Source organism: Sediminibacterium sp., assembly GCF_030695065.1.
In the GTDB taxonomy this organism is placed as follows: Bacteria; Bacteroidota; Bacteroidia; order Chitinophagales; family Chitinophagaceae; genus Sediminibacterium.
Genome location: NZ_JAUYTR010000005.1, coordinates 168,891 through 185,356, shown reverse-complemented (window position 1 = coordinate 185,356; position 16,466 = coordinate 168,891). Strand labels below are relative to the sequence as shown.

At 36.4% G+C, this 16,466-nt stretch carries 17 protein-coding genes; 6 read left to right on the top strand and 11 right to left on the bottom strand.

What is annotated here, in order from left to right:
* Positions 1-2: 2 nt before the first annotated feature.
* The 5 genes from Q8S25_RS00785 to Q8S25_RS00765 form a co-directional block, all read right to left on the bottom strand.
* Complete coding sequence (locus tag Q8S25_RS00785; RefSeq protein WP_305533902.1) at positions 3-2,219, bottom strand: DUF5916 domain-containing protein; 2,217 nt, start codon at positions 2,217-2,219, stop codon at positions 3-5.
* 113 nt (positions 2,220-2,332) lie between these two features.
* The gene (trmD, locus tag Q8S25_RS00780; RefSeq protein WP_305533901.1) at positions 2,333-3,016 is read right to left on the bottom strand and encodes a tRNA (guanosine(37)-N1)-methyltransferase TrmD; all 684 of its coding nucleotides are present in this window, start codon (positions 3,014-3,016) and stop codon (positions 2,333-2,335) included.
* Positions 3,017-3,037: 21 nt separating this feature from the next.
* Complete coding sequence (locus Q8S25_RS00775; protein WP_305533897.1) at positions 3,038-3,424, bottom strand: RNA-binding S4 domain-containing protein; 387 nt, start codon at positions 3,422-3,424, stop codon at positions 3,038-3,040.
* A gap of 2 nt (positions 3,425-3,426) precedes the next feature.
* Positions 3,427-4,797, bottom strand: coding sequence for a dipeptidase (locus Q8S25_RS00770; protein ID WP_305533895.1), 1,371 nt, complete (start codon positions 4,795-4,797; stop codon positions 3,427-3,429).
* Between the two features lie 33 nt (positions 4,798-4,830).
* Positions 4,831-5,826, bottom strand: a complete 996-nt coding sequence (locus tag Q8S25_RS00765) for a cation diffusion facilitator family transporter (protein WP_305533893.1) — start codon at positions 5,824-5,826, stop codon at positions 4,831-4,833.
* Between the two features lie 88 nt (positions 5,827-5,914).
* On the opposite strand from Q8S25_RS00765, the gene Q8S25_RS00760 reads away from it, so the two are divergent.
* Positions 5,915-6,943 carry a glycosyltransferase gene (locus tag Q8S25_RS00760; RefSeq protein ID WP_305533891.1) on the top strand — a complete coding sequence of 343 codons (1,029 nt, stop codon included), beginning with the start codon at positions 5,915-5,917 and terminating at the stop codon, positions 6,941-6,943.
* On the opposite strand, the gene Q8S25_RS00755 is transcribed toward Q8S25_RS00760, so the two are convergent.
* From Q8S25_RS00755 to Q8S25_RS00745, 3 genes are all read right to left on the bottom strand, one after another.
* Positions 6,940-7,350: an OsmC family protein gene (locus tag Q8S25_RS00755; protein ID WP_305533889.1), complete on the bottom strand. Its 411-nt coding sequence runs from the start codon at positions 7,348-7,350 to the stop codon at positions 6,940-6,942. The two genes, Q8S25_RS00760 and Q8S25_RS00755, sit on opposite strands and share 4 nt — an antisense overlap.
* Positions 7,351-7,403: 53 nt before the next feature.
* A complete protein-coding gene (locus Q8S25_RS00750; RefSeq protein WP_305534091.1) occupies positions 7,404-8,048 on the bottom strand; it encodes a superoxide dismutase in 645 nt (214 codons plus the stop codon).
* Between the two features lie 74 nt (positions 8,049-8,122).
* Positions 8,123-9,553 (bottom strand): LptF/LptG family permease, encoded by a 1,431-nt coding sequence (locus Q8S25_RS00745; protein WP_305533887.1) that lies wholly within the window; start codon positions 9,551-9,553, stop codon positions 8,123-8,125.
* Between the two features lie 23 nt (positions 9,554-9,576).
* Here Q8S25_RS00745 and Q8S25_RS00740 point away from each other — a divergent pair, with 23 nt between their 5' ends.
* Positions 9,577-10,194, top strand: a complete 618-nt coding sequence (locus Q8S25_RS00740) for a hypothetical protein (RefSeq protein ID WP_305533885.1) — start codon at positions 9,577-9,579, stop codon at positions 10,192-10,194.
* Here the strand turns inward: Q8S25_RS00740 and Q8S25_RS00735 are convergent.
* A complete protein-coding gene (locus Q8S25_RS00735; RefSeq protein ID WP_295188711.1) occupies positions 10,191-10,574 on the bottom strand; it encodes an START-like domain-containing protein in 384 nt (127 codons plus the stop codon). The two genes, Q8S25_RS00740 and Q8S25_RS00735, sit on opposite strands and share 4 nt — an antisense overlap.
* 224 nt (positions 10,575-10,798) lie before the next feature.
* Here Q8S25_RS00735 and Q8S25_RS00730 point away from each other — a divergent pair, with 224 nt between their 5' ends.
* The gene (locus tag Q8S25_RS00730) at positions 10,799-11,671 is read left to right on the top strand and encodes an RNA polymerase sigma factor RpoD/SigA (RefSeq protein WP_371131566.1); all 873 of its coding nucleotides are present in this window, start codon (positions 10,799-10,801) and stop codon (positions 11,669-11,671) included.
* Positions 11,672-11,679: 8 nt separating this feature from the next.
* Here Q8S25_RS00730 and Q8S25_RS00725 read toward each other — a convergent pair whose 3' ends face one another.
* Complete coding sequence (locus Q8S25_RS00725) at positions 11,680-12,426, bottom strand: TlpA disulfide reductase family protein (protein ID WP_305533882.1); 747 nt, start codon at positions 12,424-12,426, stop codon at positions 11,680-11,682.
* A gap of 89 nt (positions 12,427-12,515) precedes the next feature.
* Between Q8S25_RS00725 and ffh the strand changes: the two genes are divergently transcribed.
* The 3 genes from ffh (at position 12,516) to rimM (ending at position 15,013) form a co-directional block, all read left to right on the top strand.
* A complete protein-coding gene (gene ffh, locus Q8S25_RS00720) occupies positions 12,516-13,838 on the top strand; it encodes a signal recognition particle protein (RefSeq protein ID WP_305533880.1) in 1,323 nt (440 codons plus the stop codon).
* Between the two features lie 94 nt (positions 13,839-13,932).
* Entirely contained in the window at positions 13,933-14,406 is a 474-nt protein-coding gene (gene rpsP / locus Q8S25_RS00715; RefSeq protein ID WP_305533878.1) for a 30S ribosomal protein S16, read from the top strand.
* Between the two features lie 82 nt (positions 14,407-14,488).
* Positions 14,489-15,013 (top strand): ribosome maturation factor RimM, encoded by a 525-nt coding sequence (gene rimM, locus Q8S25_RS00710; RefSeq protein ID WP_305533876.1) that lies wholly within the window; start codon positions 14,489-14,491, stop codon positions 15,011-15,013.
* A 9-nt stretch (positions 15,014-15,022) separates the two neighbouring features.
* Here the strand turns inward: rimM and Q8S25_RS00705 are convergent, their stop codons facing one another.
* Positions 15,023-16,453: a S41 family peptidase gene (locus tag Q8S25_RS00705; protein WP_305533874.1), complete on the bottom strand. Its 1,431-nt coding sequence runs from the start codon at positions 16,451-16,453 to the stop codon at positions 15,023-15,025.
* Positions 16,454-16,466 lie beyond the last annotated feature (13 nt).

The window sequence follows — 16,466 nt, the reverse complement described above, 5'->3', positions numbered from 1 at the left end:
GTTTATAAATTAAGCCAATAGTTCAACTTGAATACGAGCGCTCTATTTCTACTTTTAAACAAAGGCGATGTAAAATAATTGTCTGTATAAACTAGAAATAGATCGCTCATTGGCTTAAATCGGTATTGCAATCTACTATTGATATTCATATTATTTCTTTGCGTATTGTATTGGAAAAATGTTGTCCAAAATAATTTAGTAGAGAAATTAATTTCTGTTCTTTGAGAAATCAAGAATAATTCAGTGGATCCATAAGTGCCTGGAAATTCCAGCTTATTGTATTGAAAGTTAAGGTCTAAATTAGTATTGGGTAATTTTCTAAATGTGATGCCTGCCGATAAACTGCGATTGGTTCCATTGTAAAAACCGCCTGTTCCACCACTCACTCTAAAGCTAAATGGTCTTCTAAAATCTGAACGATAATTTACTTCTATGTTTCTGTATTTGTATTTTGCAACAGGTAATGGCGTTGCATCTGTAAACGAAATAGGAAAGAGTAGATCTACTTCTGAATCATTAATGCCATAACTAATTCTAGCCGTATTTCTAAACTCTATATTGTTGCTAAAGCTAGTATTGCGTTCATTAAAACTATTGTCTTGATTAAAAACGATATAGTTTTCTAATTCAAATCTTATTCCAATTAGCTTTCCTTTCGTTGGAATTATTTTATACTGTGCACTAGTATAAGAATGCTTAAATCCAACCCTAATTACTGTATCACGTGATGCATCATAATTTTCTATCCTTTCAATGAATCCCATATCTGCGTAGTAGTTGGTACCTAAATTAGAAAGGTCTTGCACAAAACTTATATTGCGGCTATTGTAATTGAATCCAAAATTATAATATGCATTGTTTTTATTGATATTGGGCTTAAAGGAATGATGGTAAGTTGCCCATGCCCCCCATTTTCCTTCTAAGTCGGAGTAATTGTATTCTATTCCAGCATTTCTACTATATGCTTCTAAAGGATTAGCGGCTTTTTCTGCCTCGGTCATAAAATTGGTACGGTTTAAAAAATACCCTTTAATTACAGATCTATTAAATACGCGTTGATCTACAGACAAAGCTGTATAATTTTCTGGAGCATAATCTCCTTGTCTGCCTGTTTGCATATTCATAAATCCGATACGCGTTTTCTTGGCAATATTTCCAGTAACCCTTGCGCCAAATAGAATAGGTATTTTATTTCCGTTTTTATCTAGCCCAATTCTTCTTGAATAAAAAGGTCTAATTGGGTCAATGCCATAACCAGCAAATAAGTCGGCATTTTCTAAAAAGAAGGTTCTTCTTTCTGGGAAAAAAATATTGAAGCGCGTTAAGTTGGTTACTTGTCTATCAACTTCAATTTGGGAAAAATCAGGATTAACGGTTAAGTCTAAATTAAGTGAAGAAGTTAATCCAATCTTAGCATCAAAACCTGCATTGGGTTTGGCATTCACAGGATCACCATTCAATCTGTTCTCAGTCACTTCTGTTGTTACATATGGTACAAAAACGGTATTGGCTCCAGGTTTAGGTGGCGCATCCTCCCATACTAGTGCACCGGTATATCCTATATCATGTGAAGAAAAGTTCACTGGCACATTGGTCCAGGTAGAATACTCATTTGTTTTAGTGTCTACTCTCACAAAATTAATTCCCCATAATTTTTTATCAGCAGGATAGCGAATTGATTTGAAGGGTATGGCAATTTCAGCAGTCCATCTGTCTGCGTATCTTTTTGTTTCCGAAAACCAAGTTTGGTCCCAACTAAATGATACCCCATTCCCAGAAGAATTTAATTGGTCTTCACTTTGCGCGTTGTAGGCATTCACAACAAAAAAGAATCCATTGTTCCTGGTATTAATTGGATCAATTACCAACGCTATACAATCGTTTCCGTCGTGGCCAATATCTCTCTTAAGACTTTGTATAAATACTTTTCCTGAATCAAACGCGGTATATGCTACATACAAAAATTTGTCGTCGTAAGCGGTTTGAACCTCGGTAGCATGTTTGGCCTTTTTTTTATCGTCTGGATATTTTTCCCAAAAGGAGCTTACTTTTTGTGCTCGGCTCCATACTTCTTCATCAAATAATCCATCTATTTTAATGGGCGTGGTAGATTTGGCAATCTTGATTTGGTAATCTTTTTGAAAAGTTTCTCCATTCCGCACTTGAGCAGTTAATTGTGAAATAATAGAAACAAATAAAAAAAGGAAGAAAACTCTCATATACTTTGACGGCTTATTATGGTCTATTTTTAGCCGCTGCAAATTTGATATAAAATATACTAGCAAGCCCTAATTATTATGCTTAGTGGCAGAATGAACGGATAAGCGCCCAATTAATCTTCTTTAAAAAGATCTGGTCTTCTTGTTTTGGTTCTTTCTACAGATTGCTCAAAACGCCAGTCTTCTACTTTTTTAGGGTCACCTTGTAACAAAATCTCAGGCACTTTCATCCCTCTGAAATCGGCTGGTCGGGTATATACCGGAGGAGCTAATAAATTGTCTTGAAAGGAATCTGTTAGGGCCGATGTTTCATCACTTAAAACGCCAGGTATCAATCTCCCAATTGCGTCTACTACTACAGCAGCAGCCAATTCGCCTCCACTTAGTACATAGTCTCCAATTGAAATTTCCATCGTAATATATTGGTCTCTTATTCTTTGGTCAATTCCTTTATAATGACCACAAATAATTAAGAGATTTTGCAACATAGACAATTGATTGGCCATGGGTTGGTCAAATGTTTTACCGTCTGGTGTCATATAAATGATGGCATCATAAGTATTGTTGAGTTGCAGTTCTTCAATTGCATTGGCCAATGGCTCGCACATTAGTACCATACCGGCTCCACCACCGAACGGATAATCGTCTACCTGTGCATGTTTATTAATGGCCCATTTGCGCAAATTATGCGTACGAACAGTGAGCAATCCTTTGTCTTGGGCTCTTTTCATAATGCTATGACTAAAGGGCCCTTCTAACAAATCGGGCACTACGGTAATGATGTCTATAGTTAGCATAGTCAATTATTATAGGATCAATTAATCCATGAATTCTCCTAAATCTCTACGATCTCTTTTGGTAGGCCTTCCCACTTTACTTAATCGCTTACCAGTATGAAAACTAGCAGCTTCAAATTTGATTCTATCCAACTCTTCAGCAGGCGTAATATCTATATAGTTTTTTATTGCTTCTGGATAAGCTGCTCTGGTATTTAATAGTCCTGTTACTTTAATTACCCATTTTTTGGCCTCTGTTTTTACTTCGTATTCATCTCCAATAGCTACTACCCTTGAAGATTTTACCGAATCTCCATGGTATTTTACTTTGCCCTTGCTGCATGCATCACCAGCCTGGCTTCTTGTTTTAAAAAGCCGTATACTCCAGAGGTATTTATCAATCCGTAATTTTTCTTTTTCAGCCGCCATGTTTAAGCTTTCATTTCTGCAAAGTACTTATGGAAATAAGGGATGGTTTCAATGCCTTTATAATAGTTCTCCAAATTGTATTTTTCGTTAGGACTATGTAAGTTATCGCTGTCTAATCCAAACCCTAAGAATACAATTTTCAACCCCAATTCTTTTTCAAACAATGCACAAATAGGAATGCTTCCTCCACCTCTAACAGGAATTGGTTCTTTTCCAAAACAAGTTTCTACCGCTTTGGCAGCAGCTTTGTATTCAATTGAATCAATAGGAGTCATATATGGCTCACCTCCATGGTGTTCAGCTGCTTTTACAGTAACACCTGCTGGTGCAATACTGTGGAAATAGTCCAATACTTTTTTGGTGATTACTTCAGATGATTGATTGGGCACCAATCTGCATGAAATTTTTGCAGTTGCTTTAGAAGGCAAAACGGTTTTTGCACCCTCTCCTGTATAACCTCCCCAAATTCCATTCACTTCTAGTGTTGGGCGAATGCCGGTTCTTTCATTGGTGGTGAATCCTTTTTCTCCCCATAATTCACTGATACCCAAATCTGCTTTATAGGCTAGTTCGTCAAATGGAGCTTTGGCCATTTTTTCTCTTTCTGCTGGTGTTGCTTCTACTACATCATCATAAAAACCAGGAATGGTTATATGGTTATTTTCATCGTGACAAGAAGCAATCATTTGTGCTAAAATGGTAATAGGATTAGCTACTGCTCCTCCATAAACACCACTGTGTAAATCTCTGTTGGCTGCTGTAATTTCAACTTCTATATAACTTAACCCACGAACACCTATGTCGATGGAAGGATTTTCCATGCTCAACATAGAAGTATCTGAAATTAAAATGACGTCTGCTTTTAAAAGTTCCTTATTTGCTTTTACAAACTCAGCTAAATTAGGGCTCCCAATTTCCTCTTCACCTTCAATCAAAAATTTAATATTGGTACAAAATGAATTGGTTTTTGTAAATGTTTCCAATGCTTTTACATGCATGTAAAATTGTCCTTTGTCATCGGCCGATCCACGAGCATAAATTTTTCCATCTTTTATTACAGGTTCAAAGGGACCACTATGCCAAAGCTCTAACGGATCTGCTGGTTGCACATCATAATGACCATACACCAATACAGTAGGTTTACTTGCATCAATTATTTTTTCTGCGTAAACAATTGGATGGCCTTTTGTTGGAAAAATAGTTACTGTATCGGCACCAGCTTCTACTAGACTTTGTTTTACTACTTCTGCACAATGCAACATGTCCGCTTTATTTTCGGTGCGGGCACTTATACTAGGAATCTTTAATAAATTGATTAATTCTGCTAAAAATTGTTCTTTGTGTGCTTCTTGGTATTGTTTCCAGCTGTCCATAATGGTATTAATTGAGCGTGCAAGTTACCTATTTTAAACCTGCTTGGCAAGACTGTGTTTTTGATTAGAGACCACATTCTCGATGGTCCAATTCAATTGTTTTTGAAATGGTTGGGTTCTTACGTTGCAGTCTTTTTTGGTACAAATAGCGCAACTGAAATTTAAGCAACCATCTGTATGAACAAATAGTTCAATGGCATCTCCAAAATTGGTCTTGATTAAATTAGATAATTCGTCTATCTCTAAATGGGCTTCGTGAATATTCAAGTACCAGGGTAGGGTTAAGTGACAATCAATATGTAATAAATCTCCGTATTTAATTACCCTAAGATTGTGTAAGTCTATCCAATTGGGCTTTTTATGGGTTTCTAAAACCCGTATAAATTGGTTCAGCATTTGTTCATCTGCTTCATCCATTATACCTGCAAGCGATTTGCGTAAAATGGTATAACCATTGTACATGATCCATCCACTCAGTATAAACGCAATTAATTTGTCTATCCAATATAAATGGGTTAGATACATGAGTGCAATGGCTAATAGTACGGCAACTGTAGAAAAAGTATCAATTTGCAAGTGCTTGCCGCTGCTCTCTAATGCCAGCGATTTGTTTTTTTTACCAATCTTGATGCAAATTGCTCCAGCAATATAATTGAGCACTGCTGTAGCCCCTACCAGCCACATTCCTTGATCCAATTGTTGTACCGTATGGTTGGCCAGCATATTTACAACGGTCTCATAAATAATTAAAATGCCTGCCGCAATAATCAGGCTGCCTTCAGCAGCCGCAGAAATAAATGCTGCTTTCCCATGCCCGTATGGATGGTCTTCGTCTCGTGGTTTGGAGGCAACATATAAGCTGTACAATCCAATAAAACCAGCTACTATATTAACAATACTTTCCAAAGCATCTGAAAGAATGGCTAATGAATTGGTTAAATAGTAAGCAGTGATTTTAAGCACAAATAAGACCACACTTAGGGCTGTAACCCACTTTTGAACCACAAAATTCTGTTTACTTTGGTACATAAGCGCCTTATTTAGTGGGTGTTAAACAAATTTGCTTTATTTTTAGCATCCAAATTAGGGTAATTTATTTGGAACATTAACCCCCGAAATGCGTAAACCAGAACAACGAGAGAGAATACCTTCTAGGCCGCCGCTAATTGCACCACTGCACGATGAAACCGATCAACCCGTTTGGTCGGTAATGATTGCCGTTGACAATACCTTCACTTATTTAAACACCACTTTATTATCCATTTTAGAGTTAGATCAGGGTATTGGTATTATGCAAATGTTGGTGGTAGACGATGCAAGTACAGATGGAGATGTAGAACAATTGGTTAAGGACACTGGAAAGGGTAGGATAGGGTATTTTAGACAGCCCAGCAAAGTAGGAAGGTTGAGGAACTTAGAAACCTGTATTAAGCTTTCAAGAGGAAAGTATGTACATCTTTTATACGGAGACAATTATGTAATGCCAGGTTTTTACGATGAAATTTTATCGTTATTTAATGAGTTCCCTAGAGTAGGTGCAGCATTTACCGAATTCCAATACATTAATGAAAGAGGTACACCAATCTGGAAACACCAACCTTTGGCTAAGGAAAGGGGTTTACTAAAAAACTGGGTTAAAGCTGTTGCACTCAGGCAAAATACGGAACCATCTGCAATGGTTATTAAAAGAACTACATACGAAAAATTGGGTAGTTATTTTGGGGCAGAACATGGAGAGTTCTGGGAAATGACCGTAAGAATTGCTGCCCATGCAGAATTGGCATATGTGCCCAAAGTATTGGCGAATTTTAGAATTCACGGCAAAGCGCTCTACTCAGAAGCATTAAAGTCTGGTAAGAATATTGAAGACGTAACCAAAGTGATCGGAATTATTAGAGCCTATTTACCATTAGATGTTAGAGACGAGGTAAATGCAATGTCTAAAAAATATTTCTCTCAACACTTTGCCCAACTATCTCATAAAATTTATCACGAATTAAACGATACAGAAGCTGCACTAAAGCAGGCTTGGGGTGCGCTGGTTTTAGACATCAACTGGATATCGTTTAAATACAGTATGCTCCTGTTTATTAAATACTTGATTGCGTACAAAGTGATTCGCAAGTGGGTAGAAAAACTAAGCTAAATTAATTGCGTACTATAATTGATGGGGCAGTGCTTAGCCAACATGGCAGAAATACCACAATATTTATCCATCGATAAAGAAACCGCTCGCTTTAATTTGTCTTCATCTGCTGGTTTAACATCACAATGATAAACCAAATCAATATGCGTAAAAGTTTTTGGATGCTCTTCCGTTTGATCTGCTTCAGCAGTAACTTCTAGTTTGCTGAACTCAACTTTCATTTTGTTTAATATATCAATCACATCAATGGCACTGCAACCACAAAGTGATGCCAATAACAAACGCTTTGGATTCATACCACTGTTTAAACCGCCATTTTCTACCGATGTATCAATTCTTACCACATGACCGTCTTCACCAGATGCATCAAATGCCAAGGCTTCTTTCCAATTCAAACTTACTTTCATACTATATTTATTTTCAATGTTCTTTTAATCAATCTTATTGAGTGCAACCCAATTTAAATAAGCTGTTTCTCTACAAAACTCCAGTCTACTAAATTGAACCAGTTGTTGATATAATCAGGACGTTTATTTTGGTACTTCAAATAATAAGCATGTTCCCAAACATCCAAAGCCAATAATGGCTTTCCTTTTAAGTCGCTAATATCCATCAATGGGTTGTCTTGATTGGCTGTAGAGCCACAAATTAATTTACCATCTGAGGTTTGAACCAACCATGCCCAACCACTACCAAACCTATTTTTTGCAGCGTCTGAAAATTGTGTCTTAAATGCTTCAACTGAACCAAAAGATTGGTTGATGGCCAATAATATTTTTCCTGTTGGCATACTGCTTGTTCCAGGCTTCATGCATTTCCAGAAAAATTCATGGTTAAAGTGCCCACCACCATTGTTGCGCATCTTACTAGAATACTTACCAATATTTTGCATAAGTGTTTCTAGTGATATTGTAGCTGTATTTACTTTTTCGGCTACACAAGCCTCTGCTAAATTTTTTGCATAAGCAGCTGCATGTTTACTGTAATGAATTTCCATTGTAGTGGCGTCTATAAAAGGCTCCAATGCATTATAAGCATAAGGTAATGCTTGCTGCGTAAAACTATTGTTATCAGCTGCTAAAACTATATTAGGTAGAATACTCATGCCAATACCTGCTGCTACCGTTGCTTTGCCACTGTTCGTTAAGAACAATCTTCTATTATATTTACGCATGGTAATTAATTTTTTGTTTTATTAAAGGTAGCCAAAAATTTACGTAGCCCTTTAAAATTGCGATAGTAGAACTCTTGGTTAAATAGTTGAGAGTCGTGCATGGCTTTGTAAATTAAAAAAGCACTGATGGGAACTAAAATAAATGTACTTAGCCACATGCCTATAAGGGCATTGGTTTGACCAGATCGAACAAATTTTTCTCCAAACGTATTGAGTAAGTGAAATAACACAAAAAACACAATGGCAAAAACCATTGGCGTTCCCAATCCCCCTTTACGAATAATAGAACCCAACGGAGCACCAATTAAAAACATGACCAAACAAGCAACAGACAAAGTGAATTTCTTGTGCCATTCAATTTCATGCAATTGCATAGACAAATATTTGGCTTTATAGTCTTCTGCCATTACAGCCACCGAGCCTTTTACAGTTGCGAGTTGATTGGCTGCTGCGTCTATTAATTGTTGGTCTAAGCTATCTGGGAAAATCTTAGCAGGGTTTACTTTAGGTAATGGCTTCAAAATTTTACTCCAGCCTGTATCTGCATATCGAGTAAATCGCAAATATGGACTAACTTCTAGTTTTGCTTTTTTTGCATAAAAAGTATCTATATGATCTAAGGAGTCAATGGCCAAATTGAGTTGTCTTACACTTAACATTTTTGGGTCGTAAAATGCAGAGTCTTCTGTTTTATTCATTTGAAAACTCTTTAGGTCAAATACTTTTTTATATTCCTTAAATCCCATTCTGGTAAACTCTGTTTCTATTACCCCTCTTGGTCCTTTCTCTTGATACCTCCAACCATTTTTTAAAATAAACTCTAAAAATTGTTTGTCTTTAGAAACGCGCATCACTCCGCTTTCTGCCACCATGATATTGTCTTGCAAATAATAACCTTTTTCAAAGATGACCACATCGTGTATGATGCTGTCGTTCTTTTCTTTTTTTCCAAGCTTGATGATAAAGCCATCTATCTTATCGTAAAAAACTCCTTCCTTAATATCAATGGATGGCTTAGAAACAATGATATCATATTTAAGTGCAGATAATTTTAGTTGGGTAACGGGTATAATATTATTCGCAAACAAAAAGGCAATACCACAAACAAAAAAAGTAAACACCAACAACGGACGCATGAATCGAATAAGAGAAATACCTGCTGCTTTAATAGCAACTAATTCAAATTTCTCTCCCAAATTTCCAAAAGTCATGATAGACGAAAAAAGTAAAGCCAAGGGCAATGCCATAGGTACCCAAAATAATGCCACCAAGCCTACCAGTTTCAAAACGGTGATTAAGTCTAATCCTTTTCCCACTAAGTCGTCTATATATAACCAGAAAAACTGCATGGTTAAAACAAACAGCGAAATGGCAAAAGCAGCTATAAAAGGACCAATAAATGATCGAATAATTAATATGTCTAGTTTTTTTATCACAATAGCTGTCTTAATATTGCTGTATGAGCGCTGCAAAAGTAACACTTTCGCCAAAGGAACTGGAACTGGTTAATAATGCCGACTGGATTTTAACAAAGAACCATATTATTCAGAAGGTGAATGACCTGTTTAGTTCCCTTGCCAATGGGTATAGGCAAGAATACCTGCAGCACGATGCTTTTGCAAAAAGCCCGGTATTTGATATACCCCCTAAAATATCCAAAGGCGAGCAATACCAGCTGCTTCCTTATCTTATGTTAGATTTTCCAAGGTGTTTTACCGACGACGACATTTTTGCTATTCGCACTTTTTTTTGGTGGGGCAATCATTGCAGTATTCATCTAATATTAAAGGGTAAATTTTTGGCACAATATGGTCCCTCTATTGATCGCTACTTTCAGTTATATGGAAAGTATGGGGTTGAAACCAAAGACTGGTTTATAGGTGGAACTCAATCTCCTTGGCAACACCATTTTGAAAAGGACAATTACACCCCTATTCAAGATTGGAATGGCTATAGCGTAACCATGTTGCCCTTTTTAAAGTTGGCAAAAAAAATCCCACTCGAAGAGTGGGATGATATAGAATCTTTTATGTTGAATCATTTTAAAAAGATGTTGACCATCTTAACCGATTATTAAGAACCCAATCTATGAAATAGCTCCTTAGTTTGGTAGCCCCACAATTGGCTCTGGTCTTTAATTTCACTCTTTTCAGCAAAATCTTTCACTACCAAAATTGTTTGGTTAGAAATTTCGGTTTTTTCTATTTTGAATTCAAAATATTCATTCTTATCGCTGTGTAACCAACGGAAACGAATGAATTTATTTTCTTCTTTATCTAGTACTTCCGCTTTTTCTGGAACACCACCATCCCATGAAAAACTGTATACGTTTTCCCACTCATCTACCTTGTCTGCAAACCATTCTTGCAAGCCAGCAGGAGTAGCTAAAAACTCATATAATATAACAGGGGAACATCTAACCGGGAATTCTAATGTAAATAGTTGCTTCTTACTCATTATTACGCTTTTACCATCTAGGTATGTGCAATGATATTAAATAATACCTATTACCCAAATGTTTTTTTAAAAAAACCAAATTTTAATGTTATAAATACTTATATTAATAATAATTAATCTATCTAATATATTAATTATTATATTATTATCAATTTATTTTTTCAAAACTGTGGAAAATGTTAAATTAGGATAGTTCATTATTTACCAATCTTAATCTAGTTGTTATGGGTATGCGCCAACTCAAAATAACCAAATCGATCACCAATCGTGAATCGCAGAGTCTAGAAAAGTATTTACAAGAAATTGGTAAAGTAGATTTAATTGAACCAGAAGAAGAAGTACAACTGTCGTTAAAAATTAAAGAAGGCGATACAAAAGCATTAGATCGACTTGTTAAAGCAAATCTTCGATTTGTTGTATCGGTTGCTAAACAATATCAGAACCAAGGTCTTACTTTATCCGACTTAATTAATGAGGGAAATTTAGGGTTAATTAAAGCCGCTATGCGCTTTGATGAAACAAAGGGATTTAAATTTATTTCTTATGCCGTTTGGTGGATCAGACAAAGTATTCTTCAATCATTGGCAGAGCAAAGCCGTATTGTTCGATTGCCATTAAATAAAGTGGGTTTAACCAATCGCATTAGTAAAGCCTATCAATATTTAGAACAGGAATACGAAAGAGAACCAACTCCACAAGAGTTGGCTGATTTTTTAGAACTGCCAATAGACGAAGTAACCGCTACCATGAAAGCAGGATTTAGACATGTGAGCATGGATTCGCCTATCAGCAGTGGAGAAGATCTTACTTTAATAGATTTATTAGAAAACACCAATGAAGCAAAGACCGATGAAAAGTTGGTTTATCATGAGTCCTTACATGTAGAAATTGAAAGAAGTTTAGGTACTTTAACAGACCGCCAAAAAAAAGTACTTTGTTTTTTCTTTGGCATTGGCGTAGACAGAGCGCTTAGCTTAGAAGATATTGGAACTCGTTTTAACCTGACCCGCGAAAGAGTTAGGCAAATTAAAGACAAAGCCATTAATAAATTACGTTCAGCCAACAGAGCCCGACAACTCCGTTATTATTTAGGGTAAGTACTTTATTATTTTGGAACACTTTGTGAGCTGCCCTTATCAATTAATGATGCTATGGTTTTGTCTATCCAACTAGGCAAAGACAAGCTATATCCTGTAGCATGAAACTGAACCAATCCTTGTTGATCTACAACTACATTGGTAGGGAATGTATTGATGCCAATTTCTGAGGCAATCCATCTTCCCCCATCAACAATAGTATAATTGAACGGGGTAGTTTTTAAAAAATCCTTTAAGTCTGATTTATCGTCTAATGCTACTGCTATAAAAACCACGTCGTTTCTGTCTTTGTATTTATCAACCAATTTATTTAATTCTGGAATTTCTCTTTTGCAAGGTGGGCAGTTGATAAACCAAAAATTAAACACCACAATTTTCCCCTTCATTTCTTGTAGGTTCAATTTGTTGCGATTGATATCGGTGGTTTTAAATTTTCCAAAAGAAGCACCCGTAACAAAATAAGTAGATTCTTTAGGCTTAGGCGTGCGCTTAACCATTTCCTCTTTTTCCTTTTCAGTTAATACATACAGAATAAATTGGTCATTGTTGTCTACAAAAGAAACAGGTTTGATGGAATAATTACCAGATTGAATCAACTTACTCCATATGGCATAGGGATAAACTGTTCCGCTGCTGTCTTTAACGATGGATTTCTCTGTTAAACTCATCTTCTTGGGTTGTGCCTGAAGGTTTTGTGCTTGAAGGGCTTGCGTACTGAACAACCCTAAAATGATTAAGACTAAAAAAATTCTCATCGTTAAATTTTATAATATAAAAATAAGGAATGCGTGCAAATTCCCCAAGCTAGTATATTTGCACCTCGTTCATCAATAAGTGGGTAATCATGTTTCAGAATTTATCAGAAAAATTAGAGTCAGCGTTTAAGAACCTCAAAGGGGAAGCAAGAATTAATGAACTCAATATTGCCAACACGGTAAAAGACATCCGTAGGGCATTACTAGACGCCGATGTAAACTTTAAAATTGCCAAAGAATTTACCGATAAAGTAAAAGACAAAGCAGTTGGAGCAAAAGTGCTGAATGCAATTAGCCCAGGCCAGTTAATGGTGAAAATTGTTCAAGATGAACTAACCGAATTAATGGGTGGGCAAGAAGCAGTTTTTGAAATAGAGGGAAGGCCTGCTGTTATTTTAATTGCTGGTTTACAAGGTAGTGGTAAAACCACTTTCACAGGAAAATTGGCCAATTATTTAAAAACCAAAAAGGGCAAGAGTCCATTGGTGGTAGCGGCAGATATTTATAGACCTGCGGCTATTGATCAGTTAACGGTGTTGGCAGAACAAATTGGTGTAAGTGTTTACAGTGAGCGAGATAATAAAGATGCCGTAGCCATTGCATTAAATGCCATCAAAGAAGCCAAGGCAACTAATAAGAATGTAGTAATAATAGATACCGCCGGTCGTTTGGCAATAGACGAAGTAATGATGAATGAAGTAGCCAATATTAAGGCGGCTGTTAATCCATCAGAAATATTGTTTGTGGTAGACTCAATGACTGGTCAGGATGCGGTAAATACGGCCAAAGCATTCAATGATCGCTTAGACTTTACCGGGGTAGTGTTAACCAAATTAGATGGTGATACCAGAGGTGGTGCGGCCCTTTCTATTAAATACACGGTAGACAAGCCAATCAAGTTTGTGAGCAGTGGAGAGAAAATGGAAACATTGGATGTGTTCTATCCTGAAAGGATGGCACAACGAATTTTGGGAATGGGTGATATCACTACATTAGTAGAAAAAGCACAGGCCCAGTTTGATGAAGTTGAAGCAAAGAAATTAGAGAAGAAAATTCGTAAAAACCAATTTGATTTCCAAGATTTCTTAGACCAGTTACAGCAAATTAAAAAAATGGGTAACCTGAAAGACCTGATGGGAATGATTCCTGGTGTAGGTAAAGCGGTAAAAGATATTGATATAAAAGATGATGCGTTTAAGGGGATTGAAGCCATGATTAGTTCAATGACCCCGCACGAGCGCGCCAACCCCGACAGCCTTACTCCGTCTAGACGAGCCAGAATTGCCAAGGGGGCAGGTAAAGATTTAACGGAAGTGAATGCGTTTATGAAGCAGTTTGAGCAAATGAAACAAATGATGAAAATGATGAATAATATGCCAATGGGGGGCCGTTTTCCAGGTATGAAACGCTAATCTTTGGTAAATTATCTAGAATATCCTAAATTTGCGCTCCCGGTTTCTACCGGGATTAACCCTATTTAATAACGCCTTTAAATTTCTATTTAACATGGCAGTAAAAATGAGACTTCAAAGACACGGAAGTAAGAAGCGTCCTTTCTACTTTATAGTAGTAGCCGATGCTCGTGCACCAAGAGATGGTAAGTTCATCCAAAAAATTGGAACTTACAACCCATTAACAGTTCCTGCAAGCATTCAATTAGATCGTCAAAAAGCTTTAGAGTGGCTTAACAAAGGTGCTCAGCCAACCGACACTGTACGCAGAATCCTTTCTTTCAAAGGAGTATTGTACCTAAAACACTTATTACGTGGTGTTAAATTAGGATTGTTTGATGATGCAACTGCAATGACTAAGTTCCAAGAATGGCATGCAAGTCATGAGGAAAATATCACTCGCAGAAACAGCGAACACAAGAGCAAGCAAGTTGCTAAAAGAGCGTATGTTCCTGTAGTTAAAAAAGTAGAAGAAAAGCAAGAAGAGTCTGCTGCCCCAGCTGAAGAATCAGCTCCAGTAGAAGCTTAATTGTAAAATTCATACATCTGTTTAAGGGTCCAGTAAGCTGGACCCTTTTTCATTATCCCTATTCATTTTGTAACTTGCACCCATGAAGGAATATATTCATATTGGAAAATTAGTAGCCGTTTTTGGTGTGAAGGGTGAATTGATTTTAAAACATTCACTAGGAAAAAAATCCAATTTAAAAGAAGCATCTGCCATTTTTGTTGAAGAAACAAAGGGCTCCTATATTCCATACTTTTTAGAAACAGCTAAAGCAAAAGACGAGGAAGAAACCTTTATTAAATTAGAAGGAGTTAATAGCAAGGAAGCAGCTGCAAGATTTACAGCTAAACCAGTTTGGTTATTAGATGCCGACTTTAGAAAACTAGCAGGTAAAGATGCCCCCATCTCCTTATTGGGCTATGAAGTAATAACAGATGAAGACGAAAATTTAGGACCAATTGAAGAAGTGATTGAGCAACCGCATCAAGTATTGTTGCGTGTTACTTTAGAAGGCAATGAAGCTTTGATACCTTTGCATGCTGAAACCTTAGATAAGATAGATAGAGTTGCACAAAAAGTGTATGTTACTTTACCCGATGGGTTACTAGACATTTATAGAGGGTTGTAAATGGGGGTATTAGTTTTTCTCTAAAATCCATTCCCGTGCTTTGTCTACAACAGCATCTTTGTTTTTTGCAGAAGGTACTAAAACATCAGGTAGAATGGAATTGCTGTCGTTTTCATTGCCATCGGCCCTGAAAAACATTTTACTGGGTCCTCTAGCAATAATTTGACTATGGGGCAACATAAAATTGAACATTTCTCCATAATCATTTCCCGGTTCAGCAGTAGGGGTACCAAATACCTTGGCCAATTGATAGGTTTTAACTCCATCACTAAACATATTGGCGCTACTGAAAGTATTGGGTCCAATTAAAAGCGCTGTTTTACCATTAAAACGCAGTGGAGTTTCTAATGGCTGTTTTAATAATTTGTTGTCGTAAAAATAGACTGATCCGTTTTGCATTGTAAAGTAAAACGCAGGCCCTGCTTTTTCTCCTTGACTACCCAGCATAAATTTTTTATAGGCTTCACTCACTTTCCATTTCATGCCAGCAGTAAGCCTATATGGCTTGTTGCTAAAATAGGGGATCATTAATTCGGCTAAAGCAGAATTGCCTCCACCGTTTTCTCTAATATCAATGATGAGCCCTTTTGCTCGGGAAGATTGTATTTTGGTAAAACTCTCTATCAAAAATTTGGTGAATGGATGGGTAGGATCATTGCTCATATTATTGTAACGGATATAGGCAATTGAATCAGGTAATATTTCTAAACTGTAAGGGATTAGTTGGTTACTTTTTATTGATGACATTACTTTAGTAATGCTATCAGCTTGTTGCTTATTATACCCGTTTACTTTGTACTGAATCTTTTTGCCTTCTGCATTCAATGCAGTTATTTGATAAGGGCTTTTGATGCCATGTAAGAATAAAAGCTTTCTAATATAAGTGCCTACTTGCTGATTTTTCCAATTGGTTAATCCACCAAAATACACACCGTATTGCTTATTAATGCTCGTAATATTTTTACCATTAATGGCTAAAATAGTACCCCCATTTTTTAAATATTGCTCCTTGCTTAAATCCATTTCCACTTCCCATCCAATTTGATTGGATGATTTTATTAAAAAAGGAAATCGAAGCGATTGTTGAAATAAGCTATCAGAAATTTTTGCAGAAGGAAGTCCTAGATGGCCTTCGTTTAAAGCTGCAGCCAACTTTCCTATCACTAAAATTGCTTGATTAATTGAAACAGTATTAGGCAGAGAGGCCAGTAATTTTTTTTCTAATTGAATAAGCGACTCTTTGCTTACCGCATGGTACATATTAACATGAGCTGCTTCAATGGTTGTTTTCCAAAATTGGATATCTTTTACAAGAGCTGATTTTGTAATAGTTAAAGGGGCAGTTGCTTTAGTAGTTTCTTCTTTATACAAAACAAAGGATTGTGCTGATGCCAAAACCACGCACCAACAACAGAACGCTGTAAAAATCCCTTTTTTCATTTAAATTAATTTA

What these genes read in the sequence shown, in the direction of transcription:
- Q8S25_RS00755 (WP_305533889.1), bottom strand. Translation starts at nt 7,350, where the DNA reads ATGAAAGTAAGTTTGAATTGGAAAGAAGCCTTGGCATTTGATGCATCT.
- rimM (WP_305533876.1), top strand. Translation starts at nt 14,489, where the DNA reads ATGAAGGAATATATTCATATTGGAAAATTAGTAGCCGTTTTTGGTGTG.
- Q8S25_RS00760 (WP_305533891.1), top strand. Translation starts at nt 5,915, where the DNA reads ATGCGTAAACCAGAACAACGAGAGAGAATACCTTCTAGGCCGCCGCTA.
- Q8S25_RS00770 (WP_305533895.1), bottom strand. Translation starts at nt 4,797, where the DNA reads ATGGACAGCTGGAAACAATACCAAGAAGCACACAAAGAACAATTTTTA.
- Q8S25_RS00735 (WP_295188711.1), bottom strand. Translation starts at nt 10,574, where the DNA reads ATGAGTAAGAAGCAACTATTTACATTAGAATTCCCGGTTAGATGTTCC.
- trmD (WP_305533901.1), bottom strand. Translation starts at nt 3,016, where the DNA reads ATGCTAACTATAGACATCATTACCGTAGTGCCCGATTTGTTAGAAGGG.
- Q8S25_RS00740 (WP_305533885.1), top strand. Translation starts at nt 9,577, where the DNA reads ATGAGCGCTGCAAAAGTAACACTTTCGCCAAAGGAACTGGAACTGGTT.
- Q8S25_RS00775 (WP_305533897.1), bottom strand. Translation starts at nt 3,424, where the DNA reads ATGGCGGCTGAAAAAGAAAAATTACGGATTGATAAATACCTCTGGAGT.
- Q8S25_RS00765 (WP_305533893.1), bottom strand. Translation starts at nt 5,826, where the DNA reads ATGTACCAAAGTAAACAGAATTTTGTGGTTCAAAAGTGGGTTACAGCC.
- Q8S25_RS00750 (WP_305534091.1), bottom strand. Translation starts at nt 8,048, where the DNA reads ATGAGTATTCTACCTAATATAGTTTTAGCAGCTGATAACAATAGTTTT.
- Q8S25_RS00785 (WP_305533902.1), bottom strand. Translation starts at nt 2,219, where the DNA reads ATGAGAGTTTTCTTCCTTTTTTTATTTGTTTCTATTATTTCACAATTA.
- Q8S25_RS00725 (WP_305533882.1), bottom strand. Translation starts at nt 12,426, where the DNA reads ATGAGAATTTTTTTAGTCTTAATCATTTTAGGGTTGTTCAGTACGCAA.
- ffh (WP_305533880.1), top strand. Translation starts at nt 12,516, where the DNA reads ATGTTTCAGAATTTATCAGAAAAATTAGAGTCAGCGTTTAAGAACCTC.
- rpsP (WP_305533878.1), top strand. Translation starts at nt 13,933, where the DNA reads ATGGCAGTAAAAATGAGACTTCAAAGACACGGAAGTAAGAAGCGTCCT.
- Q8S25_RS00730 (WP_371131566.1), top strand. Translation starts at nt 10,799, where the DNA reads ATGGGTATGCGCCAACTCAAAATAACCAAATCGATCACCAATCGTGAA.
- Q8S25_RS00705 (WP_305533874.1), bottom strand. Translation starts at nt 16,453, where the DNA reads ATGAAAAAAGGGATTTTTACAGCGTTCTGTTGTTGGTGCGTGGTTTTG.